Source organism: Halomonas sp. KG2, assembly GCA_030440445.1.
Lineage (GTDB): Bacteria > Pseudomonadota > Gammaproteobacteria > Pseudomonadales > Halomonadaceae > Vreelandella.
The window spans coordinates 513,591-538,355 of record CP098528.1 but is presented as its reverse complement, the minus strand read 5'-3'; the positions used below and the strand labels follow the sequence as shown (position 1 = coordinate 538,355).

Genomic DNA, 24,765 nt, shown 5'->3' with positions numbered 1-24,765 from the left:
CTTGGGATCAAGGGCAAACGAGCGTTTTATTCCAGTTTTGACTTATACATTAGTCGAACGGTTGTTTTAAATCAGTGTTTTAGTCATTTCGACCGAAGGCGTCAATATCGCTTGACCTGTGTGTTACCCATAGGTTTTACACTTAAAAACATCACAACTTCCACGCAGAGGACGTTATGCAGCCTGGAACGATGAAGGTCGGCGAACTTGCCAAACGCGGTAGCGTTACCGCAGAAACGGTTCGCCATTACACCCGTGAGGGGTTGCTGGCACCAACACGCCACCCCGAGAACGGTTACCAGTTATTTTCAACCACTGACTTAGAGCGACTGCACTTTATTCAACGAGCACGCAAGCTCGGCTTTAGTGTAGCGGAGATTCGCGACATCCTGGCTCACGCCGACCAAGGCGACTCGCCATGTCCATTGGTGCGCGACCTGCTTACCCACCGGCTACCACAGATCCGCGCACGCATCGCCGAGCTTGAAGCGCTCGCCCAACGCATGGAACAGGCATTAGAGAGCTGGCAGCACATGCCCAATGGCATACCAGACGGTCATAGCCTATGTCGTTTAATTGAGAGTTTTCCTGAGGAGGCACCATGCAGTCACGAACCCTGCAGCCACAAACACTGAGGCGCACTGTGCCGGGCATGACCTGCCAGGGCTGCGTTAAGCGCATGCGCGAGGCGGTTCAAGCCGTAGACCCCAACGCCTACGTAGAAGGTTTTCCCGCAGAAAAACGCTTGGAAGTTACCAGTACGTTAGAAAACGATGCGCTGGATAGCACGCTAAGTGAAGCTGGTTATCCGCCGGGTGCCCACAGCGGCGAGACTCAACCATCTACAGAAAGTGATACTGCGCCAACGGTCGATAAGGGTAACGACAAACAGGCGGCTGGAAATGAGACGCTCACCCACGCGCCTCAGCAGAGACTGTTGATTAGTGGCATGACCTGCGCAGGCTGTGTGAATAGCGTCGAAAAAGCGTTGGCCAACACCCCGGGCGTTACCGATGCCTCGGTGAACTTTGGCACCCATACCGCCCAAGTAACCGGCAAGGTTGAGCGCGAGGCTCTGATTAACGCGGTGGCGGCAGCAGGCTACCGCGCCGAGCCCATAGTCGACATGCGCGAGGCCGAACGCATTCGTGAGTCCCAAGAGGCTGCAACCTATCGCCAGCGTCTGCGCGGCAGCATGCTGTCATTAGCGCTGGCTATTCCGCTCATGCTGAGCATGTTTGTTTACCACCCACACCCCATGGGAATGGGTCGTCTTTATTGGCTGGTCATTGGCCTGCTTACCCTGGCTATTTTGGCATTTCCAGGGCGGCACTTTTTTACCAACGCTTGGAAACAGTTCAAGCTCCACCAGGCCAATATGGACACGCTCGTGGCCATGGGCACCGGTACCGCCTGGCTGTATTCGATGATGGTCGTGGCGTTTGCTCCTTGGCTACCCGAGGTCGCTCAAGGCATCTACTTTGAAGCATCGGCCATGGTGGTGGGGCTCATCCTGCTCGGCAATGCCATGGAGCTGCGTGCCCGCGGACGCACCAGCAGTGCATTAAAACGCTTGCTAGACCTACAGGAGAAAACAGCCCGCGTGATCCGTAATGGCCAAGAACAGGAGTTGCCTGTTGACGACGTAGCGATAGACGATCATATCCGCGTACGCCCCGGCGAACGACTGCCTGTGGATGGCATCGTACTCGATGGTCAAAGCTATATTGATGAGTCCATGCTGACCGGTGAACCGCTGCCCATTCATAAAAGCGCGGATGACGATGTCAGCGCGGGTACTGTTAACGGCAATGGCAGCTTGGTCTATCGCGCCACTCGCGTGGGCAGCGACACCCGCCTGGGTCGTATAACCGAACAGGTCGCCAGCGCACAAAACTCCCGTCCGCCAATTGGTGAACTGGCCGATAAGGTATCGGGAATTTTTGTTCCCAGCGTGATGATCATCGCCGTACTGACCGCACTGATTTGGTTTAACATCGGCCCCGCTCCCGTGATGATCCATATGCTGGTGACCGCCACCACGGTGCTGATTATCGCCTGCCCCTGCGCCTTAGGGCTGGCAACACCGATTTCCACCATGATTGGGGTGGGTAAAGCCGCCGAGCACGGCGTATTGGTAAGAAGTGGTGAAGCGCTGCAAACCGCCAGCCGTATTAACACCCTGGTGGTGGACAAGACCGGCACGCTGACTGAGGGCAAGCCTCAAGTGACCGATGCGACTGTGCTACATAGTGATTCCTCGCAAGTGCTCGCTTGGGTAGCCGCTTTGGAAAGCCGTTCAGAACATCCGTTAGCCAATGCCTTAACAGCTTATGCGGAAGCGCATAATGCCCCCGCTGAAACACTGGATACGTTTGATAGCGTCACCGGTGGCGGCGTGAAAGGTAGCACCCAAGCAGGCGACTCACTGCTGTTGGGCAATGCCCGCCTACTAGAAGAGGCTGGCGTGGACCTAACCCCCGCAGAAGAGAGCGTACGCCAGCTAGAGGCGAAAGCACGCTCATTGGTATACCTGGCAGCCAATGGCAAGCTAGCCGCTCTATTCGGCATCAGTGACCCACTGCGTGCTGACGCGGCTGCCGCAGTGAAACGCTTACAAGAAGATGGCTTAACCGTCGTCATGCTTACCGGAGATAATCAACACACCGCGGCCGCCGTGGCACGGGAAGTGGGCATTAGCGAGTTTAAAGCAGGCATGACGCCAGATGATAAACACGCGGAAATTGAGCGTCGCCAGCAGGCAGGAGAGGTTGTAGGCATGGTGGGTGATGGCATTAATGATGCCCCAGCACTGGCACGTGCCAACGTTGGCTTTGCCATCGGCCAGGGCACCGACATCGCGATGGAGAGCGCCGGGATTACCTTGATGCGCGGTTCGCTACATGGTGTGGCTACGGCTATCGAGTTAAGCCGGGCGACGCTCACCAACATCAAACAGAACCTAGTCGGAGCCTTTGGCTATAACGTACTGTGCATCCCGATTGCTGCGGGCGTGCTTTACCCCTTCACCGGCATGCTGCTGTCACCCATCATTGCCGGTGCCGCCATGTCGCTATCGTCAATCACCGTGGTGAGCAACGCCAACCGCTTACGGCTTTGGAAACCCGCCCAACAGGAGGCCTTATGAGCCTATTGATCAACCTGGCAGGAATCGGTCTTATCGCCGCTATCGTATGGTGGTTTTGGCTTAGCGCCTGATCAGTCATTTCAGCGTGGCTGTAGCATCATGGGTAGGCCGCCTTGTGGGCGTAATGTCAGTCGACACTCAATGTTCACTTGGTGGCCTGTCACCAGTTTAGGTGTGAAATGCTGTGCCAATGTTGCCAAGCAGAGAACACCTTCGTAAAGCCCAAAGCGTTTGCCGAGACAAACACGTGGCCCCACGCTAAAGGGTAGATAAGCAAATTTGTCTGGACGTGGAGCCTCTGGAAGAAAACGCTCAGGTACAAAATGATCGGGCGCTTCCCACAATTTACGGTGCCGGTGCAGCAGCCAAGGGGATACGAGCAAAACGGTCCCCTCGCGCACATCGCGATTGCGCACCTTATCGTCTCCTCGCGCTTGTCGGCTCAGCATGGGTACCGGTGGATATAGCCGCATGGCTTCCTCAAATACCGCCATTGTATAAGGCAGCTTAGCGACATCTTCAAAGCACGGTGTTCTACCACCGAGCACGTCATCAAGTTCATGCTGCAGGCACGCCATAGCCTGAGGGTCATAATCAAGCAGATACCAACACCACGCCAATGCGTTAGCCGTCGTTTCATGGCCTGCCATAAACATGACAATCGCTTCATTGCGCACTGCTTTTCGGCCCATCGGACAGCCATTATCTCCGCCATCTTTCATAGACGTCATAAAGCTCTCAATCAGGCTATGCTGCCCTTGCCCTGATCTGTGCGTATGACGATCAATAATACGGTCAATAATTTCATGCACTTGTTTTGCTGAATAGCGCGTACGCGCTCTTCGCAGTGGATTACCTAGCAAACTTAAAAACGGCAATCCCAGCATATTGGCCATATCTAAATGTTCAGAATGACGCTGATATTCGGTAAAGCCAGCCACCACCTGCTCTGCTTCTTCGTCGGTGGTGTCATCCCCAAAAATCGTTCGGCCAATGATACGCGCTGTTAAATGCGCCATCTCAGTCAGCATATCAATAGGCGCATCTGCGGGATGCTGGGCCCATCGCTTGGCAGTCTCCTCCGCCGAGGCGGTCATGGTGGTACAGAAGCCAGGTAACAGAGCGTTGGTTAGCGATGGCGCGCACTGACGTCGGCGCTGGTGCCACAAATCGCCATCGCTGACAAACAGCCCATCATCAAGAAGCGGTTCCAGAGCACGGCGCATTTGCGGACTTTTACGATCATAGTTGTCGTGCTGCTCAAGAAAAACACGACGAACCGTATCAGGGCTATTACACAGAACATAGTCTTGCTTCATCAGCGCCATGCGCGAGGTACGTATTGAGTAATCTTCCTCCCGCCAGACCGAAAGCAAATTTTGCTGCGCCAAACGCAAGCGATGCACAATGCCTTTACTGGATGAAACAGGCGTTACCTTGACCGGAGGTTCCAAGCCCTTAGCCCGGCTCAATGCCTCTGCAAGCCCCTGTTGGCCATTCACACTGTTGGTTGTTACCGTTTCGCATAAAACACTATCGTGGTGCATTGTCCCCTGCCCTACTTTATATGTTTGGAAACCGACTCTTATTTGCGGGACATACTTTTTAACTAAATTTAACGACGTCTACCTTAACAGTAACAGCCGGCTTGGCGCATCGACGGTTAGTTACCCTGCTTGATAAGAAATCTCTAGCGACCTGTCTCGTTAGTTCTATTTAACTAACACCGATATACCGCCCTGGTTTGTGATTCAAGGCAATAATCAAATTCAGCGTCAGCGCCCCCAACACGGAGTAACCCACGCGATCCAGCGGTAGCTGGGTCAGCGCCACCAGCAAAATTAGCCCATCGATACCCAACTGCACATAGCCTGCCCGTAGACCGTGCTTTTCTTGCAGATAGAGCGCGAGAATATTAATTCCCCCAAGGCTGGTTCGATGCCGGAACAACATCAACATGCCTATGCCCATTAAAGCGCCCCCCATCAACGCAGCGTACAGCGACGGAACATTGGCGAACTGTACCCAGCCTTGGGTGAGTTCAGAAAACAACGACACCAAGCCAATCGCCGCAAACGTGCGCAGCGTAAAACTCCACCCCATGCGCTTAATCGCCAAATAGTAAAAGGGTACATTGATGGCAAAAAACCAGAAACCAAATCCCCACCCAGTCACGTAATTCAGCAGTAATGCCAGTCCAGCGGTGCTGCCAGTGATCAATACTGAATGGGTATAAAATGCCACACCTAAAGCAACAAACAGCGTGCCAAGTACCATGGCCATCATATCTTCATAGTATTTATGCGGATCTTGAGGCAGATCGTCCCGCATGAGAATGTCCTTTAGTAGAATTATTCGAGCACTTATTCCAAGAGACTCTGTAACGTCAGTGTCCTTACAGAGAATCACCGGGAAGGGAGCAGGTATTTCCGACGCAATGGCGCTTATTTCATCAACGCCCCAGAGCACTCTCTAGTATATTCGCGGCATTGACTGCCCCATTTGCTTTCTGCACGGCGCTTGAAAAACGCTGGGCAGATTGACGAAACACGGGCTCATGCATTAGCCGCTCTAGCTGTCGCACCAATTTATTGGGATTAATTCTACGCACTGACATCTGCAAGCCGAATTTTTGGCGCACGCCAATTTGAGCATTGAGACGCTGCTCATAGTGGGCAGGCAGCGCCAGCATTGGCACACCCGCCGCTAATGACTGATACATACTGCCATTGCCACCGTGATATAGCATTGCTTGAGCATGAGCCAAAAGCTGTGAGCCAGGCGCATAGCGCGTAAAACGAAAATTACTCGGGGCAGCGTCCATCACCTCTTCGCTTACCTGACCACCGGTGGTCACCATAAAACGGTAAGGCAGCGCTCCCAACGTGGGATACGTGCTGCGCAGGAAGTGCTCTAACAACCCGGTTGACCCCATGGTGATATAAATATTGGGCGTGCCATCTTGAAGTTCATCAAACCATTCAGGTAACGGGGCCGTTAGATCCGGGGAGATCGGCCCTACCATATGATAATCGCGAAACCGTTTAGGCAAGTTGTAGAGCCCTGGTAAATCAGGCGAAATCATTGGCATGTGATAGAGCATGTCAAAGGCATTTCGGTCTGGCCGCTGATACTTCTGATAAAGTCGCCGTCGGATACCAGACAGTAAATAGCGGTCTAAGCCTTTAGCAGCGTAGTAGGTAGGTGTTGGCGGCGTTAACAACCTCGCGGCATAGCCATTCATGATGCCAGCACACGGGACGCCGGCAATGTACGCAGCGGTACTGGCACTTACCGTGGCATCACCCACCACTAGATCAGGTTTGACCTGTTCGATAGCCTGCAATTGGGACTCAATAATCTTGGTCAGAGGCGCCCAATAGCGTAGGTGCACCATATCCCAAAAGGAGGCTTTCCAGCCAAGACGCTGAAAGCGTGACCATATATCAGGAAGATTCGGCTCCCGAGCATAGAGCAGAGGGAACCCAGCTTCCTGAACAAGGTTCAAGCGAGAGCTGGGATGGTTAGGATCATCACCCGCGAAAATCACCTCGTGCCCGCGTTGGCGCAGCACGTTGGCTATCTCGATACAACGCACGGTATGCGCAAGCACCCACCCCAGAGGGAAAAACAGGATACGTGACGGTCTGGCAGCCACATGGCTACCACTAAGCGAGTCTGACATACCAAGTTTCCTGTCTTATTCAACCATCAAACGATGTTGTCCACTGACTAAAATCCGCGAATAGCAACGAGGATTAGACGGGGCTGGCGTGTTCTACCATCAACTGCAATGACTCTCGTCCTCGCCAGCGGTTGCGATTGAGCTTATAGGCGCAGTGCAGCGTGTCGCCCACGCTAAAGGAGGGGAGCTCCCCTGGCGTTAACGCCCGGAACCAAATTGCTTTGCTGGTCACTGCGCCCATGGAAAGCTCCATCATCAGGTGAGCACCTTCAGCACCGACTGGACGCAGTGCTTCAACAATAAAGCGCCCTTCAAATAGTGGCGGGTCAAACTCACGCCCGTAAGGGCCAAGCGCTTCAACTTCGCTTAGCGTTAACAGCGATAGCTGCGACGTAGAGAGCTCGCCATCTGTCCATAGCCGCGGGTAAAGCGGTGTATCGCCCAGTTGCTCACCAACGGCCTGTAAAAATGCCGCTTTAAAGGCCGCTAACTGTTCTCTTGGTACACCGACACCCGCCGCTCCACTATGGCCGCCAAAGCGCGGTAGCGACTCAGGGGCTAACTCAAAGGTGCGTTGCAGCGCATCCCGTAGGTGCAGGCCATCAATCGAGCGACCAGAACCGGTCAACATATTGGGCGCCGACGCGCGGGTCAGCACCAACGCGGGACGGCCATAGGCCTGCACTAACCGCGAAGCGACAATACCTTGCACGCCAGGGTGGCCATCTTCCAGCAGTACCACCACCGCCGGCTCATTAGACTCCAGTGACGAAACGGCAAGCGCACGCGCCTCTTCGGCCATGTCCGCTTCAATCGCCTTGCGGGACTGGTTGTCTTGATCAAGCACTTCTAGCTGACGATTGGCGACACTATCTCTTTCCGCGAGCATAAAGTGTAACGCCGCATAGGGGTCATCCAGCCGTGAGCGAGCATTAATTCGTGGCCCCATTTGAAACGCCAGCGTTTCAGCGTTAAACGGCACACTATCTGCCCCAAGCCGCGCCGCCATGGCGCGCCAACAGGCAGCGTCCATACGGTTGATCAGCGTTAATCCGTAGTTAACCACTGCTCGGTTAGCCGGACTACCGCCCAGCGAAACACAGTCCGCTACGGTGCCCAACGCGACGTAAGAGAGCCACGGTGAGAGCTTAGGTGTCGCATCAGGCAATGCCCCCCACTCAATCAATACGCCGCGGGCGAGTGACATCAAAAGCCATGCCACCATGCATCCGGCGATCGTTTTATCGGGGTAGTCACAATCACTGCGTGTCGGGTTAACGCAGGCATAGGCAGAAGGCGGTGGGCCTTCCAACGGCAGCGCGTGGTGGTCGCTGACCACCACATCAATACCAGCAGCTTTCAAGCGTGCAATTCGCGGCTCATCCGAGCTACCGCAGTCAGCGGTAATCACCAGCGTGGGCAGCGGTTTTAAACCAAGTGTGCGCTCCACCAGCGGCAGGCTAATGCCATAGCCATCGTGGATACGGTGACCAATCAAACTATGTAATTTGTGTTCGGATACGCCAAACAGCTCCACCAGCGTACGCCGAATCACCACATGGGAGGTGATGCCGTCCACATCGTAGTCGGTGAGAATGCCGATGGACTCCCCTTCTGCCACTGCCTGGGCAATACGTTCAGCGGCACGGCGACCATCGGCTAGCCTTTCTGGATGCGCCAAGTAACGCAAGCTCGGCGCCACCAGTGGTGCGAGCTCGCCCTTATAGCCCGGCAATCGTGAGGCCAATAGCCGCGCTTGTAGCTCGCTTAAGCCTTCCGCTTGGGCACGCACATAGATAGCCTCGTCCAGTGGACGAGGCTCTAAGCGTGGCTGATTGGCGTTCTGCTGCGTGAGTGCTGGTTCGTCGGCCATGACGCCTCAGCGCCGATTGTCAGCGACAAACTGCTGCACGGCACTCAGCTCAGCGGGCAGCACCGTGTAACGCTCTTCGCGCTCAAGCAAATCATCCATATGAGTGGGCAACGGCACACCCTGGAAACCTGCCTTGACCACGGCTTCAGCGAATTTCGCCGGATGCGCGGTAGCAAGCGTAATCACCGGCGTCGTGGTATCCACTCGTGCGCGCTCTGCAGCGCGATAGCCAGTGGCCGTATGGGGGTCAAGGATCTCCCCAGTACGGTGATGGGCTTCACGAATGACTTCCAGAATGGTCGCATCATCAACGCTATGGCTGGCGAATTTTTCGCGCAGCTTGGCCAGCGGTGCATCGGCAAGCGCGGTAGGCTCTTGCTGGAAACGTTCTAGTAACGCTGCCACAGCGGCACCATCGCGGTCGTAAGCGTCAAACAGCAAACGCTCAAAATTTGACGAAACAACGATGTCCATTGACGGCGCGAGGGTCGCTGCCAACTCTTTCTTGGAGAAATCATTGGCGGCAAGGGTGCGATGCAGAATGTCGTTGGCATTAGTAGCAATAATGAACTGCTTCACCGGCAGCCCCATCTTAAACGCCATATAGCCTGCGAAGACGTTACCGAAGTTAGCCGACGGAACGCAGAAGCTCACTTCCCGCTGAGGCGCGCCCAATGCAACACCAGCGGCAATGTAGTAAACGATCTGCGCCATGATGCGCGCCCAGTTGATCGAGTTCACCGCCACTAAGCGCGTGCCATTCAGGAAATCCTGATTAGCAAAGCTCGCCTTAACCATTGCCTGAGCATCATCAAAATTGCCTTCGATAGCAATATTGAAGACGTTGTTGGCGAGCACCGAGGTCATCTGACGACGCTGTACTTCTGATACGCGGTTGTGCGGGTGGAGAATAAAAATATCGAGGTTATCGCAGTGGCGGCAGCCTTCAATGGCCGCTGAGCCGGTATCCCCAGAGGTGGCGCCCATAATGACGGCACGTTCACCACGCTTTTTCAGGAAATGATCCAGCAGCCGCCCTAATAGCTGCAGTGCGACATCTTTAAACGCCAGCGTTGGGCCGTGGAACTGCTCTAGCAGAAAGTGATTGGCATCCAACTGCTTTAACGGCACAACGGCGTCATGATTGAACGTGGCGTAAGCTTCTGTCACCAAGCGACGGAAGGTATCGTCGTCAATTTCACCATTTACAAACGGCTTCATGACCCGAAAAGCAATCTCAGCGTAGGAAAGGCCAGCCATGCTGGCCAGCTCTTCCTTAGAAAACTCGGGCAGCGTTTCCGGCACATAAAGTCCGCCGTCGCTGGCCATTCCAGTTAACACGACCTCTTCAAAGGAGAGCGCGGGCGCTTGGCCGCGCGTGCTGATATAACGCATGAGTTACTCCCCTTCGCTCAGGCTTTCAACGCGAATACGGGTAACCGGCCCAGCAATATCCGCCATGGACTCGATTTCACGGATAGCATCGTTCATCTGTTTCTCTTTTGTGCGATGCGTCAGCAAAATGATCGGCACCAACTCACCTTCAGTCGCCTCTTTCTGGATCAGCGCTTCAATAGAGATGCCCTGCTCGGCCAGAATGGTAGCAACACGCGCCAACACACCCGGGCGATCCACCGCCAACAGACGCAGATAATACGCGGTGGTGATATCTTCCATCGGCATAATGGGCAGTTGACTGGCATCATCATCGATGCCACTAAACGCTAGGTAAGGCACTCGATAGTGGTGGTCCGTGGCGATATCACGGGCAACATCTAGAAGGTCGGCTACGACGGCAGACGCTGTCGGCTCAGCACCGGCGCCAGCGCCGTAATAGAGTGTTGGACCAACCGCATCGCCCATCACAGCAATCGCATTTTTAACGCCGTGCACATTCGCCAGCAGGCGCTCTTTAGGAATCAACGTCGGGTGAACCCGGAGCTCTAGCCCTTGGTCGGTCCGTTTAGAGATACCCAGGTGTTTAATCACGTAACCCAGGTTATCGGCCTGTTCGACGTCTTCTGCCGTAATGCGAGAAATACCTTCGGTGAAGGCTTTATCAAACTGCAGCGGCACGCCATAGGCAATTGACGCCAGGATGGTCAATTTATGGGCGGCATCAATACCTTCCACGTCGAAAGTGGGGTCAGACTCCGCGTAACCTAGTGCTTGAGCTTCAGCCAACACGTCTTCAAACGCGCGGCCTTCATCACGCATATGGGTAAGAATGTAGTTGCCGGTGCCGTTTATGATGCCCGCCACCCACTCGATACGGTTAGCACCAAGGCCTTCGCGTAGCGATTTGATGACTGGAATACCGCCCGCCACAGCCGCCTCAAAGGCAACAATGACGCCTTTTTTGTGCGCGGCGCGGAAAATTTCATTACCGTGAACAGCAATCAAGGCTTTGTTGGCAGTCACAACGTGCTTGCCGTTTTCAATCGCCGTTAGCACCAGCTCACGAGCGAGATCGTAGCCACCAATCAGCTCTACCAACACATCCACGTTAGGGTTATTAGCCACCTCAAACACGTCAGAGGTCGCATTAATGCCGGTAATATCGCAGTCAGGGTGAATACTGCGGTGGGCAACCTGCTCAATCACAATCGGGCGGCCAGCACGACGGCTAATGTCATCAGCGTTACGTGTTAAGACGTTAAATGTACCGCCACCGACCGTACCTAACCCACAAATGCCTACTCTTACCGGTTTCAAAATACTTCCCCTTTCGTGATGGGCACCCATAGGTGCCGCCTCTTAAATCAGTGTCTCAGCGTTATCGTTCGTCACTACTCGTGACGTTATTCGTCTTCCAAGCCTAACATGCTAACGAGCCGGTCGGGGGGTACAAACCCTGGCACCATTTTCCCGTCGGGCAACACAATCGCAGGCGTACCCTGCACGCCCACAGCTTTACCTAATTCGTACTGATCGGCAACGGGGTTATCGCAGTTTGCCGATGCCGCAAGCGTTTGGCCTTGTTTAGCTTGAGTCATGGCCTCGCTACGGTTATCCGAACACCACACTTGCTCAAGCGTCGTCGCAGCACCACTTCCCATGCCTGCGCGTGGAAAAGCCATATAGTGAACTGCAATGCCGCGCTCGTTAAGCTCAGGCACCGTTTCATGTAGGCGCTCGCAGTATGGGCAGGTAGGGTCCGTAAACACAATTACCGTGGCTTTCGGCTCACCCACACCTTGAAAAACGACTCGCTCGCTCGCTGGAATGGCAGAAAGCACTGTAGCCCTTTCCTGATTACGCGCCTGCTCGGTTAAGTTAACCAAACCATTATCCGCATTTTGATAGAGGTCCCCTACCAAAAAGTGGCTGCCATCGGCATTGGAGTAAAAAGACTCCCCACTTTCCAGGACGACGTGATACACCCCGTCCATTGGCGTTGCGTTTACCTGCTCCACCGGCATTGACTGGCCATTAACTTGTAAATTCTCCATCAGCTGCTCGGACACTGCATCAGCACTGGCAACAGCAGGCAGTAAACACCCTGCCAGCGCTAGCCAAGAAACACAGGATTTAGCAACGAAAGACATATGTTGATGCATTGTATCTTCAACCTCGCGGATGGTGTTCTGCATGCAGTTGCTCCAGGCGCGCCTGGGCAACATGCGTATAAATTTGCGTTGTAGATAGATCGCTATGACCTAACAACAGCTGTACGACCCGCAAATTAGCGCCATGATTCAATAAATGGGTCGCAAATGCGTGGCGTAACGTGTGAGGCGACAAGGGCCGAGTAATACCCGCAGTGATAGCGTGGGCTTTAATGCGGTGCCAAAACGTTTGCCGGGTCATGGCTTTATCCGCCCGCCCAGGAAACAGCGCGGGCCGTGTAGGATCTTGCATCAACGCGGGCCGCGCCGTTTTTAGGTAACGCTCTATCCACTCGGCAGCCTCTTCACCCATTGGCACCAGCCGATCTTTATCGCCCTTGCCCCTAACACGAACAACCCCTTGGCGAAGATTGACCGCATCGCCAGTCAATCCAACCAGCTCCGACACGCGTAGCCCGCAGGCATATAGCAGCTCAAGCATGGTGCGGTCGCGAACGCCAAGCGCGGTGCTGATATCAGGAGCGAGCAACAGACGCTCAACCTCTTCCTCTTCCAGGGTATTCGGCAAACTAGGGCGTACCCGCGGCAGTGACACATTGGCCAATGGGTCGCTGGCAATATGCCCATAGAGCCGTGCCCAACGGTAAAAACTGCGCAGCGACGAGAGTAGCCGTGCATTACTGCGTAATTGATAGCCCTGTTCTCGACGTACTTCCAACCACTCGCTAAAACGCTCTGACGAGGGAGTTAACAGTGTTTCTCCCGCACTTTCGAGCTGCTGTTGCCAAGCAGTTAAGTCATGCCGATAGGCCGCTAGCGTATGGTCGCTTGCCCCTTGCTCTAACCATAAGGCATCTAGATAGGCATCTATCACGCTCATAGGCTAACGGTCTCTTGACGGTGGTACCACAAACAAAAACCCCGCCCCGCAAAGCGGTGACGGGGTCTTGGTATCCGAGCGCGACGCATGTCAAAAACAGCGTGCGCCCGTGAAAAAGTGGCGGTTAAGCCAGCTTTTCCTTGATACGCGCCGACTTGCCGCTGCGCTCGCGCAGGTAGTACAGCTTGGCTTGACGAACGTCACCGCGACGCTTGACTTCAATAGAGTCAACCAACGGGCTGTAGGTCTGGAAAGTACGCTCAACACCAACACCGTGAGAAATTTTACGTACGGTGAAAGCGGAGTTCAGGCCACGGTTACGCTTACCGATGACCACACCTTCAAACGCCTGCAGACGCTCACGAGTACCTTCCTTTACTTTAACCTGAACGACGATGGTGTCGCCCGGTGCAAAGGCCGGAATCTCTTTGCCCATTTGCTCGGATTCGATCGCCTGGATCACCTTGTTCTTGCTGCTCATTTTCATACTCCTAAATAACGTAATGGCTTGCCACGCAGTTGTGGAAGGGGCAAACCGTGATCCCGGCGCTCGAAACGAGCTACGCGGGAGTCGTTATGGGTGACGCAGGTGCGTAGGCTAAGTCTCGTAGACTAACTGTCTCATAGACTATCTGTCTCACAGACTACCGGCCTAATTTGCCCTGCACCGCCGCCCTGTTCTATGCAATTGAAAAACAATCACTTAGTTGACAGAGCGTGTTCCTCGATAAACTCGTCTAGAAGCCGCTGTTGCTCGGCATCAAGCGTACGCCCCGCTAATAAATCAGGACGGCGCTGCCATGTACGGCCTAACGACTGTTTTAACCGCCAGCGCTTGATGGCCGCATGATTACCACTTAACAGCACATCAGGCACTTGTCGCCCGTCGATCGTTTCAGGACGGGTATAGTGCGGACAGTCTAACAAGCCATCATTGAACGAGTCTTCGATAGCGGAATCCTGGTGGCCCAACACACCGGGTACCAGCCGTGCCGCCGCGTCAATTAGCACCATTGCTGGCAACTCACCACCGCTCAGCACATAGTCACCAATTGACCATTCTTCATCAATGTCACTTTCCACCACGCGCTCATCAATGCCTTCATAGCGCCCAGCGACCACTACGAGAGGGCCTGCTGAGGCGAGCGCTTGAACTCCCTGCTGATCCAGCTTACGCCCTTGGGGCGAGAGATAGATCACGGTAGGCGATTGTCCCGTTGCTTGCTCTGCTCGTTGCCGAGCATCAAAGATAGCAGCCCGCAGGGTGTCTACCTTCATCAGCATACCGGGGCCGCCGCCGTAAGGGCGATCGTCCACGCTGCGGTGGCGGTCGGTGGCGTAATCGCGCGGATTCCAAAACTCCAGGGCAATACGCTGTTTCTCTACCGCTCGACCGACCACACCTTGTTGGGTAATCGCATCGAACATCTCTGGAAACAGCGATACCACGCCAATCCACATCGCGGGAGCATCCGTTAAGCTGCTTTCTTCACCGTTTGCTGCAGTAACAGTTGAATCAGTTACTGTGAGCTCGCTCGACAACTGCTTACTCAAACTTGTTTTCAAAACTCAGGATCCCAATTCACGACCATACGGCCATCTTCGAGGCTGATTTCAACAATCACATCATCGGGTAAGAAAGGTAGCAGCCGCTCGCGCTTATCAATTGCGTCGTTATCACCGCGCACCACCATGACATCGTTTGCGCCGGTTTCAAACAGGTAACTGACCTGCCCTAGCCGCTCGCCTGACTGAGTGAAGACGGTTAAGCCTTCAAGCTCATGCCAGTAATACTCATCATCGGAAAGCGTAGGCAGTGCCTCTTTCGGCATCAGAATGTCCGTTTGCGCCAGCGCTTCGGCTGCCGTTCGGTCATCAACACCTTTTAGCTGCACTACAAGACCCTTGCCTTGCCGACGTCCCTGAATCACGGTCATACGCGTGAGGGATTCCCCTTGGCGCACCCACCATTCTGGGTATTCCATGATGCTGTCTATGGGATTGGTATAGGAGTAGACCTTAAGCCAACCTTTAATCCCGTGAGGGCTAGTTAGCTTACCAAGCACCACATGTGCGTCGTCTGTATGGCTAGTTTCAAAACGCGTCATCGACGACCGCTCCAACAAATTACAACGACAACATCACCTGCTATCACTTACTGACAGTCACGCATTAACCGGCTTAAGCCTGTTTACGCGCTTCTTTAACCAGCTCAGCAACACGACCAGACAACTGGGCGCCTTGGCTCTGCCAGTGAGTAACACGCTCAAGATCAACGCGCAGACGCTCTTCTTGACCACGGGCAACCGGGTTGAAGAAGCCGATACGCTCGATGAAACGGCCATCACGGGCGTTGCGTGAATCAGTAACAGTCAGGTGATAAAAGGGACGCTTTTTGGCGCCACCACGTGCCAAACGAATGGTAACCATACGATAACTATCCTTCGGTTGAGGTTACGAGAGTGTGCAATAGCGCAGATCGCTAACAGAACACTCGTCATACTATTTTCTCGGCACTGCAGACTAAAATCAGTGATTTGCTGCGTACCATCAGGTTCTTCACTGGCAGATGGTAAGGCGATGCTCGCGCATTTTTGCCAACACCCACGCATGAAGAGGCCGCATTCTACGCAAATGCGCTCTGCTTGGAAAGCCTGACAGCCAGAAAACTCTTAAGCCGTCAACCTTGCCAAGCACGTTACAACGTTGCTAACAATGGCTTAACGCCAGGGAAGACCGCCGGGGCCACCCATACCGCCCATGCCACCTGCGCCGCCAGGACCACCCGGCCCGCCGCCGCCCATCATGCCCGACATGCCGCGCATCATTTTCTGCATCCCGCCTTTTTTGCCGGCTTTTTTCATCATTTTCTGCATCTGCTTATGCTGTTTTAGCAGGCGATTCAGGTCAGGTACTTGCAGGCCAGCACCCGCTGCAATACGGCGTTTGCGCGAACCATTGATAATATCGGGCTTGCGGCGCTCTTTGGGGGTCATTGAGTTAATCAATGCCTCCAGCTTGCCAAGCTCTTTTTCCGGACCAGGGCCTTGTGCCATATCAGCCATTTGCCCCATGCCAGGCAGCTTGCCAAGCAGGCCACCCATGCCGCCCATTTTTTTGAGCTGCTGTAACTGATCGCGGAAATCTTCCAGATCAAAACCGTCACCCTTCTTGACCTTGCTGGCCAGCTTGGCGGCTTTGTCTTTATCTACCGTGCGCTCGGCTTCTTCGATCAGCGACAGCATGTCGCCCATACCCAGAATCCGTGATGCCACACGGTCCGGATGGAAGGGCTCTAGGGCGTCTACTTTCTCACCAACCCCCATAAACTTAATGGGCTTACCAGTGATATGGCGTACCGAAAGTGCTGCACCACCACGGGCATCACCATCAGCCTTGGTGAGAATCACCCCGGTCAGTGGCAGTGCATCGTGAAATGCTTTCGCCGTATTCACCGCATCCTGGCCGGTCATGGCATCGACCACAAACAGCGTTTCTTCCGGTGAAATTGCCTTATGCAGTGCCTGGATTTCGGCCATCATCGCTTCATCGATGGCCAGCCGCCCGGCGGTATCGACTAATACGACATCATGGAACTGAATTTTGGCGTGTTTGATTGCCGCCGTGGCAATATCCACTGGCTTCTGATCGGAACGAGACGGAAAGAAATCAACCTGGACTTCTTTTGCCAGTGTCTCTAGCTGATCAATCGCTGCCGGACGATAAACGTCGGCGGAAACCACCAGCACTTTTTTCTTTTCGCGTTCACGCAGGTAACGCGCCAGTTTAGCAACAGAGGTGGTTTTACCCGCCCCTTGCAAGCCTGCCATCAACACGACCGCAGGTGAGCCTTTTAGGGATAAACCTTCATTGGCTTCGCCCATAATCGCTTCCAGCTCTTGCTGGACGATTTTAACGAATTGCTGGCCTGGCGAGAGGCTCTTCGAGACTTCCTGACCAACAGCACGTTCACGAACACGCTCAATAAATGCCTTCACCACCGGCAAGGCGACATCTGCCTCTAACAGTGCTTTACGCACTTCGCGCAGGGTGTCTTTGATATTGTCGTCAGTTAGCCGCGCTTGGCCTTTGATCGACTTCAACGTCTGGGAAAGACGCTCACTCAGATTCTGAAACATGGGGCCTCTGCCTCCGTCGTTGTCGCCGGGCGGTTACACCGGACGAATGTAGGATCGATTATACGCGCTCGCCGCGCGAGTCTCCATGGTCGTCAACATTGGTTATCGATGGCTGTGCGACGCCGCTATGATTGGTTATAGTAGGCAGACTGTTCTAGCTTGAACGATTTAGCACCGCTGACTTTCACAGCGTTGATTCAATGACTCTGGATTCAACAACGCGCTGCAAGGCGCACGGATAGCATCATGCAGGCGCTCCCTTTCGCCACGATCGCTTTTATACTCTATGTCGCCGCTGCTATTTGGCAGGGCATGACTCTATTTCGTCGCGTACCACCACGCCAGGGCATGGTGCGCCTACTTGGTGCGCTTGGGCTTTTACTGCATATCCCAGTAGTTGTGGAGCTTGTTAGCTCAGCCCCAGGGCTACTGCCCGGTTTCACTACCAGCGCAACGCTTCTGATGGCCGTGGCCGTCAACGTTGTGCTCGTCGCCAGCCTGTTTAAGCCGGTGCTCAACGCTGGCATTGTGCTATTCCCTCTCGCGGGTATCGCGCTTATTTTTGCCACTTGGTTACCAAGCCAGGGGAGCCAAAGCGGCTTAACGCCCGGCATTTTACTGCATGCCGTCAGCTCTGCGCTGGCGTTTGCCGTCTTGGCAATTGCGGCGATTCAAGCGGTGCTGGTCGGCCTACAGAACCAAGCACTGCGCCATCACCATATTCGTGGCATCGTGCAATCGCTACCACCGCTCACCACCATGGAAAGAGTGCTGTTTGAACTGGTATGGTCGGGCATTATATTGCTGACACTTTCGATCATCAGCGGACTAATCTTTCTCGACAATATGTTCGCGCAGCATTTGGTGCATAAAACAGTCCTTTCGTTGGGAGCGTGGATTATTTTCACCACACTTTTAGTGGGTCGCTATCGTTTTGGCTGGCGTGGCATGCGCGCTGTGCGCTGGACGCTGGGTGGGTGCATACTGCTACTGCTGGCTTACTTTGGCAGCAAGTTTGTACTGGAAGTCTTGCTCAATCGCTAAACATATACTCACCGCATTATCAGCACCGATTTAATTTGGCGTTGATAACAGTGGCCTTGACAGGCCACTTCCATACTTCTAAAAATCGAGCCTAATACGCCATAAAGGAACTTTCGACTTGAGCGACGACTTCCCCCTGGGGTTACTGTTCGGCCTGCTAGCCATTTTGATATTGCTGTCTGCCTTTTTCTCCAGCTCTGAAACAGGCATGATGTCGATAAACCGCTATCGACTAAGCCATCAAGCTAACAGCGGTGATCGCCGCGCAAAGCGTGTCATGCGGTTATTAACGCGTCCCGATCGACTAATTGGCGTTATTTTAATTGGCAATAACTTCGTCAATAACTTAGCCGCCTCAATTGCGACCATCATTGCCATCCACTTCTTTGGCGACGTCTCCGGCCCCGCTATCTCAACGGCGCTGCTGACGATTACCATCCTTATTTTTGCCGAAGTCACACCGAAAACCTACGCGGCCATCAAGCCTGAGCGGATCGCTTACCCTACTTCCCTGGGCCTGGAACCCCTGCTCAAACTACTTTACCCATTGGTATGGTTAGTCAACGTCATCTCAAATGGCCTGCTACGCCTAATGGGCGTTAAAAGTGTTGAGAACGGCGGCGACAGCTTAACCCGCGATGAACTGCGCACTGTCGTTCACGAAGCAGGCACGCTAATTCCCTACCGACACCGCGCTATGCTGCTGTCGATCCTTGATCTTGAGAATGTCACGGTTAACGACATCATGGTGCCCCGACACGAAGTTCTTGGCATCGATCTTGACGACACGCTGGAAGATATTCTGACCCAGATCCGCACCAGCCAACATACCCGTTTACCGGTGTATAAAGGCGATATCAACAATATTATTGGCATGCTGCATCTACGCAATGCAGCACGCTTTTTATCGCGTAGCGAAGTCACCAAAGCGGCGATTGTTCAAGAAGCACGGGAGCCGTATTTCATTCCCGAATCCACACCGTTACATACACAGCTGCTGAACTTCCAAAAGCAGAAGCGGCGTATTGGTATTGTGGTGGATGAGTACGGCGACGTGGAAGGCTTGGTAACCTTAGAAGATATTCTTGAGGAGATTGTCGGGGAGTTCACCACCGATGTCTCAGAAGATGATGAAATTCATCAGCAAGATGATGGTAGCCATGTCATTGAGGGCACTGCCAATATTCGTGAAATTAACAAAATGCTTGGCTGGCAACTGCCCACTGACGGCCCCAAAACCCTGAATGGCTTAATCCTTGAGCACCTGGAGGCGTTTCCGGAAGGGCCTGCCTGCTTGCAGATTGGTAATACGCGGATGGAAATTTTAGAAATCCGTGACAACCTGATCACTTCAGCACGCTGCTGGCAAAAGCTGCGCCTTGCACGCCGAACGTAGCGACTGACCGTCTAACCAATTTGGCGGTGGGTGATTTCGCTATCACCCGCTGCCTTCAGCGCCCTCACACGGGCCTCTAAATAGCGACGCAAGGCAATATCCTCCACCTCATGAACCAATACCGGCGGCCCGAAGTGTAAGCTGACCGGCGCACGAAAACGTGACGGCCATTTTTTAAGTGCCTTGCCACCGTAGTGTGATGTCCAAGACCCCCACAGCCCCGCCAAGCCAGCCGGAATCACGGGCACATTATCGCGAGCAAGAATGGTTTCGAGCCCGCGCCTAAAGGCGTGGATATCGCCATCTGGGGTGATGCGCCCTTCAGGAAACACCATTACGATATCACCTTCGCGAAGCGCACGGCTCACCTCATCCAGCGTACGACGCAGCGCACCAGGACTATGCCGCTCTGACTCAATCGGAATCGCGCCCACGAGCTGGAACCACCACTTTAGCCAACGAGATTCAAAGATGGGCTGATCCATCACAAACCGTAGTGGCCTGGGACTACCGCCGCCTAACACCAACGCATCCATAAAACTGACATGGTTACAGACTACCAGGGCAGCACCGCGCTTAGGTACATTCTCTTGGCCATGTACAGAGAACCGATAACACACACACATAACGACATAAATGGCGCGACGCAACGCGCAACGCACCATTTCCAACCACCACGTCACGTCGCCGCCTCCCGGAGGCGCAGGCCAGCCAGCACCGTGCTCATTAGCTGATCCAGCAGTTCATCCACCTTCAACTGCTGGCCTTGCCAATAGCCTAAGCGCTCGTTTAATCCAAGCTGTACCAAGCCGTGTACGCTCCCCCAGAGGGTGCGACCTAGACGTCGTGCTTCAAGGTCATCCAATGCTGGCTGATACCGTTTCAACGACGTCTCCACCTGAGTGAACAGTGCTTCAATAAGATCGCTCTGGCGCTGATCCAGCTCGCCTTCTTGGGCCAGTGGATAATCAAATAGCAGCTGCCAGCGGTAGCAACCTTGCTCAGCGAAGCGCCAATAAGCGAGCGCTAGCGAGCGCAGCCATGGCTCAGGATCATCTTCTGCCAGGCTAGTAATGGTATGCTGTAAGCGTGCCAACGTTTCAACGTTGACGTGCTGCAATAAGTTATTAAAGCTGCCATATAATTTAAGCAGCGTACTTGGCGCGCAGCCCACTTCTCTGGCCAGGGCACGCAGTGACAAACCATGGACTGGCTGCTTAGCCAACCACTCATCACAAGCGTGCATGACCTGCGCGTGGAGGGCATCGGGCGCATGCTGTCTAGGACGGGCCATGGCGATCTCTTAAGGTCAACGGCAAACAGGAAGAATGCCTCATCGCGCTTTAGCGTGAGCAAGGGATACGCTAGGATACCTTACATCGAACACTGTTTTCGACACTAAAACACGACATTTAACCTATTGTTGCGTTACCCCGCCATTTTGTACTCTCACGACCCCCATTTCGCATAAGGAGACAGGCATGACGGGACGCCTTCACGTGCAGCGCCTCACGCTATCACGCCTTGTGCCCTCGCTGACTGATACTGAACCACTTATCGAATCGCCTAACTTAGCGCCCCGGCAGCCTGTATCGGCAATACGGCTTGAGCAGGGACGTTTGCGGCTTCAGCCATTATTTTGGGGGCTAACGCCTCCTTGGCTGAAAGTACTCGACCACGCGCCCCATTGCGCTAGAGCAGAAACGCTTAACCAACGCGCTATGTTTAACGAGGCGTTTAGCGCCCGCCGCTGTGTCATTCCAGTCAGCGGGTTTTATATCTGGAAGATACAAGCACACAGCAAGCAACCCTATTTAGTGACCCACGTTAACCGAGGACCACTGTTACTGGGTGCTTTATGGTGCCGTTACCACACAACGCTCACCGCATTTACTGACTCGACGGCGCTGATCAGCGTACCTGCCAACGCCTGCCTATCTTCACTGACTGACCGATTACCTGTCGTTATCCCTCCTGAAGCGTTAATGCGCTGGCTGGACCCGACGACCGACCTTGAAGCACTCAATGCGCTATTAATGCCTGCACCATTGGAACTGTTGGGCGCTTTTCCGGTATCAAAACATGTTAATAATCCTGCCTATCAGTCATCATCCTGCGCCCACCCGGTGGGGCCGATGCTGCGCTGGGCTGTGCCATAGGAACCGTAATGTTACGATCTAATGAACCTCTGCCTAACCGTCACGCTGTACGGCAGGCCGTCATCGGCGTCGTGATTGGCGTCACTTGGTGCACTCCTTTTTTCGCCTTCGCTCAAGACACCCCTGTGAAGGACGCCATCACGCCCATCGTCAGCCCATTTGACGAACGCGATTACCGCGTACTGACGCTGGAAAATGGCCTTCAAGCGCTGCTAGTTAGTGATCCAGAGGCCGATAAAGCTGCCGCCTCAATGAACGTTCGCGTAGGCAGCGCTCAAGACCCTGACGACCTGCAGGGGCTAGCCCACTTTTTAGAGCATATGCTGTTTTTAGGCACTGAACCGTACCCTCAGTCCGATGCCTACCAGCGCTACATTTCTGATAATGCGGGCTCCCACAACGCGTTTACCGCCCAACAAGACACCAACTATTTTTTTGATGTTGAGCCTTCGGCTTTGCCAGGCGCGCTGGACCGCTTTAGCGAGTTCTTCCTTTCGCCGCTATTTAACGCCGACCACTTAGAAAGCGAACGGAATATTGTTCACTCTGAGTACATGGCACGCATTCGTGATGAATCCCGCCGTGAAAACGATGTGTTGAATCAGCTACTAAATCCTAGCAACCCCACCACGGGCTTTGCAGTGGGCAGCCGTGACACCCTCGCTAACCCAGCCGAGGGTGAAGCCACTCTCCGCGAGCGGGTGATTGATTTTTATCATCGCTACTATGATGCCAACGTCATGAACCTGGCCATTGTTGCCCCCCAGTCACTCGATACTCTTGAGGCATTAGTTGTCGAACGCTTTGCAAGTCTTCCCGATAATGACCTAAGCGTTCCCACCATTGACACGCCGCTGATCGATCCAGACACGCTGCCTCGCTACATTGAGCGTCAGTCATTACAGGATCGCCGTCAGCTACGCTTCTATTTTCCGATCCCCGACCCTATCGACGACTACCGCACAAAGCCGTCTCAGCTCCTTTCCCACCTGCTTGGCGATGAAGGCGACGGCAGCTTGCTGGCAGCGCTACGCAACGAGGGTCTTGCAGATGCACTTTCGGCGGGAGTAAGCCGAGGAGACGGCAATGAGGCGCTCTTTGCCATCTCGATTAGCTTAACGCCAGCCGGGGCACAACGACTGGACGATATTGAGGCTACTCTATTTGCTGCCATTGAGCAGATACGCGAGGAAGGGTTAGCTGAGTGGCGCTACGAGGAACAAAAAAACCTGAATGAACAAGCGTTCCGTTTCCAGCAGCATGGCGCACCTCAGCAGGAAGCCACCCGCTTAGCTATGAGCCTTTCTCGTTATCCGGTGGATGATGTCCAGTATGCGCCCTACCGGATGGATGGTATGGATAGTGAGCGTCAGCAGCTATATCTCGATGCACTAACCCCAGATAATATGCTGCGCTTTTACTCTGCGCCAGACGTAGAAAGCGACACCGTCTCACCCTGGTTCAACACCCAATGGAAAGAGCAACCACCCACTCAACTGGGGCAAGCACTAAGTGGCCTAGCGTTACCGGAACCCAACCCTTTTATCGCCAGTGACCTTACTCTCAAAGCGGGGCAAGATGAGCACCCAGAGGTGTTGATTGATGCGCCTTCATTTACCTCATGGCACATGCAATACAGCCGCTTTAACACGCCAAGCGTTGAGTGGCGGGTAAGCCTTCAGCACCCCAGCGCCAGCTATTCGCCGGAAGAAGCGGTACTTACACATCTCTTAGCGGGATGGCTAAATGACAGCCTAAACGAGTCGTTATATCCAGCTTGGTTGGCTGGCCAGTCGTTCAGCGCCTATGCTCACGGGCGTGGTATGACGCTGTCATTTTCAGGCTGGCGCGATGGACAAACACCACTGATAGAGCAAGCGATTGAACAGCTTAAGCGCGCTGACATTTCCCCCAGCGCCTTTGAACGTGTGCGCTATCAGCTCCAGCGCGAGTGGCGAAACGCCCCCCAAGCATCGCTTTATGGCCAGGCAAGCCGTGCACTGGGCGAAGCGCTACTGGCCCCCCAGTGGTCAGCGACTGAATTACTTGATGCCAGCCAGCGGTTAGAGCGTCACCACTTAGAAAACTTCCGCAAGCGGTTTTTAGACGCGCTTTACATCGACGCAATGGCCGTTGGCAATTTGGATAAAGAGCTGGCTCGTGAACAGGCCAGTGTAATACGCGGCGCGTTATCACCACGTCTCTCTCGTGAGGATATCCCTGCGCTTGAAGCGCTACAGGTGAGCAATCAGCCTGAGGTGCTTCACCCACACAGCAGCCGCGAAGAGTCGCTTGTGCTGCGTTATTTACAGGGTCGCGACACGTCACCTGAAGAGCAGGCGCGCCTCAGCGTATTGGCTCAATGGCTGGATACGCCCTTTTATCAGCAACTACGTACTGAGGAGCAGCTTGGCTACATCGTTAATGCGGGTTACTCACCGCTGTTAGAAGCGCCGGGAATTGCCTTGGTAGTTCAGTCGCCGGATGTTGAGAGCGGCATGATCGCCGAGCGCATGGACGCCTTTATGGCGGCAGCAGGCGAGCGCCTGGAGACATTAACCGAGGAAGCGTTAGCAGCGCATCGTCAAGCGGTTCATTCTCGCTTGACCCAGCGAGACACAAGCCTACAGGGCATGGCAAACCGCTACTGGCAAGCCACAGCACTGGAGGACGTGCGCTTTGATCGCCGTGAACAGCTCGCCACACTAGCGCTGGGTGTTAGCGTACAAGAACTGCAGGCCCTGTGGCCTACGCTTCAATCGCACCAGTTAGATATTCGCTATAACCCTGGCGACTCACCCAGCGATATCGCTGCCTACCGAGAAGTACGCATGCCGTTTAGCGACGCACAATGAGTGCTCACTAGCGACAC

The 24,765-nt window shown here is 54.2% G+C and carries 21 protein-coding genes; 6 read left to right on the top strand and 15 right to left on the bottom strand.

Features of this window, described 5'->3' with window-relative positions; genetic code table 11:
• Positions 1–191: 191 nt before the first annotated feature.
• Together NDQ72_02620 and NDQ72_02615 are read left to right on the top strand one after the other, a co-directional pair.
• Positions 192–635, top strand: coding sequence for a MerR family DNA-binding protein (locus NDQ72_02620; GenBank protein WKD30336.1), 444 nt, complete (start codon positions 192–194; stop codon positions 633–635).
• On the top strand, positions 602–3,148 hold the full coding sequence (locus NDQ72_02615) for a heavy metal translocating P-type ATPase (protein ID WKD28853.1): 2,547 nt from the start codon (positions 602–604) through the stop codon (positions 3,146–3,148). Before NDQ72_02620 ends, NDQ72_02615 begins: the two co-directional genes overlap by 34 nt.
• Positions 3,149–3,228: 80 nt before the next feature.
• On the opposite strand, the gene NDQ72_02610 is transcribed toward NDQ72_02615, so the two are convergent.
• The 13 genes from NDQ72_02610 to ffh form a co-directional block, all read right to left on the bottom strand.
• Positions 3,229–4,695, bottom strand: coding sequence for a cytochrome P450 (locus NDQ72_02610; GenBank protein WKD28852.1), 1,467 nt, complete (start codon positions 4,693–4,695; stop codon positions 3,229–3,231).
• 169 nt (positions 4,696–4,864) lie between these two features.
• The gene (locus NDQ72_02605) at positions 4,865–5,479 is read right to left on the bottom strand and encodes a YitT family protein (protein ID WKD28851.1); all 615 of its coding nucleotides are present in this window, start codon (positions 5,477–5,479) and stop codon (positions 4,865–4,867) included.
• A 121-nt stretch (positions 5,480–5,600) separates the two neighbouring features.
• Positions 5,601–6,833, bottom strand: coding sequence for a hypothetical protein (locus NDQ72_02600; protein ID WKD28850.1), 1,233 nt, complete (start codon positions 6,831–6,833; stop codon positions 5,601–5,603).
• A gap of 73 nt (positions 6,834–6,906) precedes the next feature.
• Positions 6,907–8,706 (bottom strand): DHHA1 domain-containing protein, encoded by a 1,800-nt coding sequence (locus NDQ72_02595; GenBank protein WKD28849.1) that lies wholly within the window; start codon positions 8,704–8,706, stop codon positions 6,907–6,909.
• Positions 8,707–8,712: 6 nt separating this feature from the next.
• Entirely contained in the window at positions 8,713–10,101 is a 1,389-nt protein-coding gene (thrC, locus tag NDQ72_02590) for a threonine synthase (GenBank protein WKD28848.1), read from the bottom strand.
• A 3-nt stretch (positions 10,102–10,104) separates the two neighbouring features.
• Positions 10,105–11,421 carry a homoserine dehydrogenase gene (locus tag NDQ72_02585; GenBank protein ID WKD30335.1) on the bottom strand — a complete coding sequence of 439 codons (1,317 nt, stop codon included), beginning with the start codon at positions 11,419–11,421 and terminating at the stop codon, positions 10,105–10,107.
• Between the two features lie 86 nt (positions 11,422–11,507).
• Positions 11,508–12,299 (bottom strand): DsbC family protein, encoded by a 792-nt coding sequence (locus NDQ72_02580; protein ID WKD28847.1) that lies wholly within the window; start codon positions 12,297–12,299, stop codon positions 11,508–11,510.
• Positions 12,274–13,155, bottom strand: coding sequence for a site-specific tyrosine recombinase XerD (xerD, locus tag NDQ72_02575; protein ID WKD28846.1), 882 nt, complete (start codon positions 13,153–13,155; stop codon positions 12,274–12,276). The genes NDQ72_02580 and xerD overlap by 26 nt, the downstream gene beginning before the upstream one ends.
• Positions 13,156–13,279: 124 nt before the next feature.
• On the bottom strand, positions 13,280–13,636 hold the full coding sequence (gene rplS, locus NDQ72_02570) for a 50S ribosomal protein L19 (GenBank protein WKD28845.1): 357 nt from the start codon (positions 13,634–13,636) through the stop codon (positions 13,280–13,282).
• Positions 13,637–13,854: 218 nt separating this feature from the next.
• The gene (gene trmD / locus NDQ72_02565) at positions 13,855–14,616 is read right to left on the bottom strand and encodes a tRNA (guanosine(37)-N1)-methyltransferase TrmD (protein ID WKD30334.1); all 762 of its coding nucleotides are present in this window, start codon (positions 14,614–14,616) and stop codon (positions 13,855–13,857) included.
• 101 nt (positions 14,617–14,717) lie between these two features.
• A complete protein-coding gene (gene rimM / locus NDQ72_02560) occupies positions 14,718–15,263 on the bottom strand; it encodes a ribosome maturation factor RimM (protein WKD28844.1) in 546 nt (181 codons plus the stop codon).
• Positions 15,264–15,336: 73 nt separating this feature from the next.
• On the bottom strand, positions 15,337–15,585 hold the full coding sequence (gene rpsP / locus NDQ72_02555) for a 30S ribosomal protein S16 (GenBank protein ID WKD28843.1): 249 nt from the start codon (positions 15,583–15,585) through the stop codon (positions 15,337–15,339).
• A 290-nt stretch (positions 15,586–15,875) separates the two neighbouring features.
• Positions 15,876–17,294 (bottom strand): signal recognition particle protein, encoded by a 1,419-nt coding sequence (ffh, locus tag NDQ72_02550; GenBank protein WKD28842.1) that lies wholly within the window; start codon positions 17,292–17,294, stop codon positions 15,876–15,878.
• Between the two features lie 246 nt (positions 17,295–17,540).
• Here ffh and ccsA point away from each other — a divergent pair, with 246 nt between their 5' ends.
• Entirely contained in the window at positions 17,541–18,338 is a 798-nt protein-coding gene (gene ccsA, locus NDQ72_02545) for a cytochrome c biogenesis protein CcsA (protein WKD28841.1), read from the top strand.
• 118 nt (positions 18,339–18,456) lie between these two features.
• The gene (locus NDQ72_02540) at positions 18,457–19,734 is read left to right on the top strand and encodes an HlyC/CorC family transporter (GenBank protein WKD28840.1); all 1,278 of its coding nucleotides are present in this window, start codon (positions 18,457–18,459) and stop codon (positions 19,732–19,734) included.
• An 11-nt stretch (positions 19,735–19,745) separates the two neighbouring features.
• Here the strand turns inward: NDQ72_02540 and NDQ72_02535 are convergent, their stop codons facing one another.
• Together NDQ72_02535 and NDQ72_02530 are read right to left on the bottom strand one after the other, a co-directional pair.
• Complete coding sequence (locus NDQ72_02535) at positions 19,746–20,417, bottom strand: 1-acyl-sn-glycerol-3-phosphate acyltransferase (GenBank protein ID WKD28839.1); 672 nt, start codon at positions 20,415–20,417, stop codon at positions 19,746–19,748.
• Positions 20,414–21,028, bottom strand: coding sequence for a WHG domain-containing protein (locus NDQ72_02530; GenBank protein WKD28838.1), 615 nt, complete (start codon positions 21,026–21,028; stop codon positions 20,414–20,416). The genes NDQ72_02535 and NDQ72_02530 overlap by 4 nt, the downstream gene beginning before the upstream one ends.
• Positions 21,029–21,215: 187 nt before the next feature.
• Between NDQ72_02530 and NDQ72_02525 the strand changes: the two genes are divergently transcribed.
• Both NDQ72_02525 and NDQ72_02520 read left to right on the top strand, forming a co-directional pair.
• Positions 21,216–21,893 (top strand): SOS response-associated peptidase, encoded by a 678-nt coding sequence (locus NDQ72_02525; protein WKD28837.1) that lies wholly within the window; start codon positions 21,216–21,218, stop codon positions 21,891–21,893.
• Between the two features lie 8 nt (positions 21,894–21,901).
• The gene (locus NDQ72_02520; protein ID WKD28836.1) at positions 21,902–24,748 is read left to right on the top strand and encodes an insulinase family protein; all 2,847 of its coding nucleotides are present in this window, start codon (positions 21,902–21,904) and stop codon (positions 24,746–24,748) included.
• The last annotated feature ends 17 nt before the right edge of the window (positions 24,749–24,765 follow it).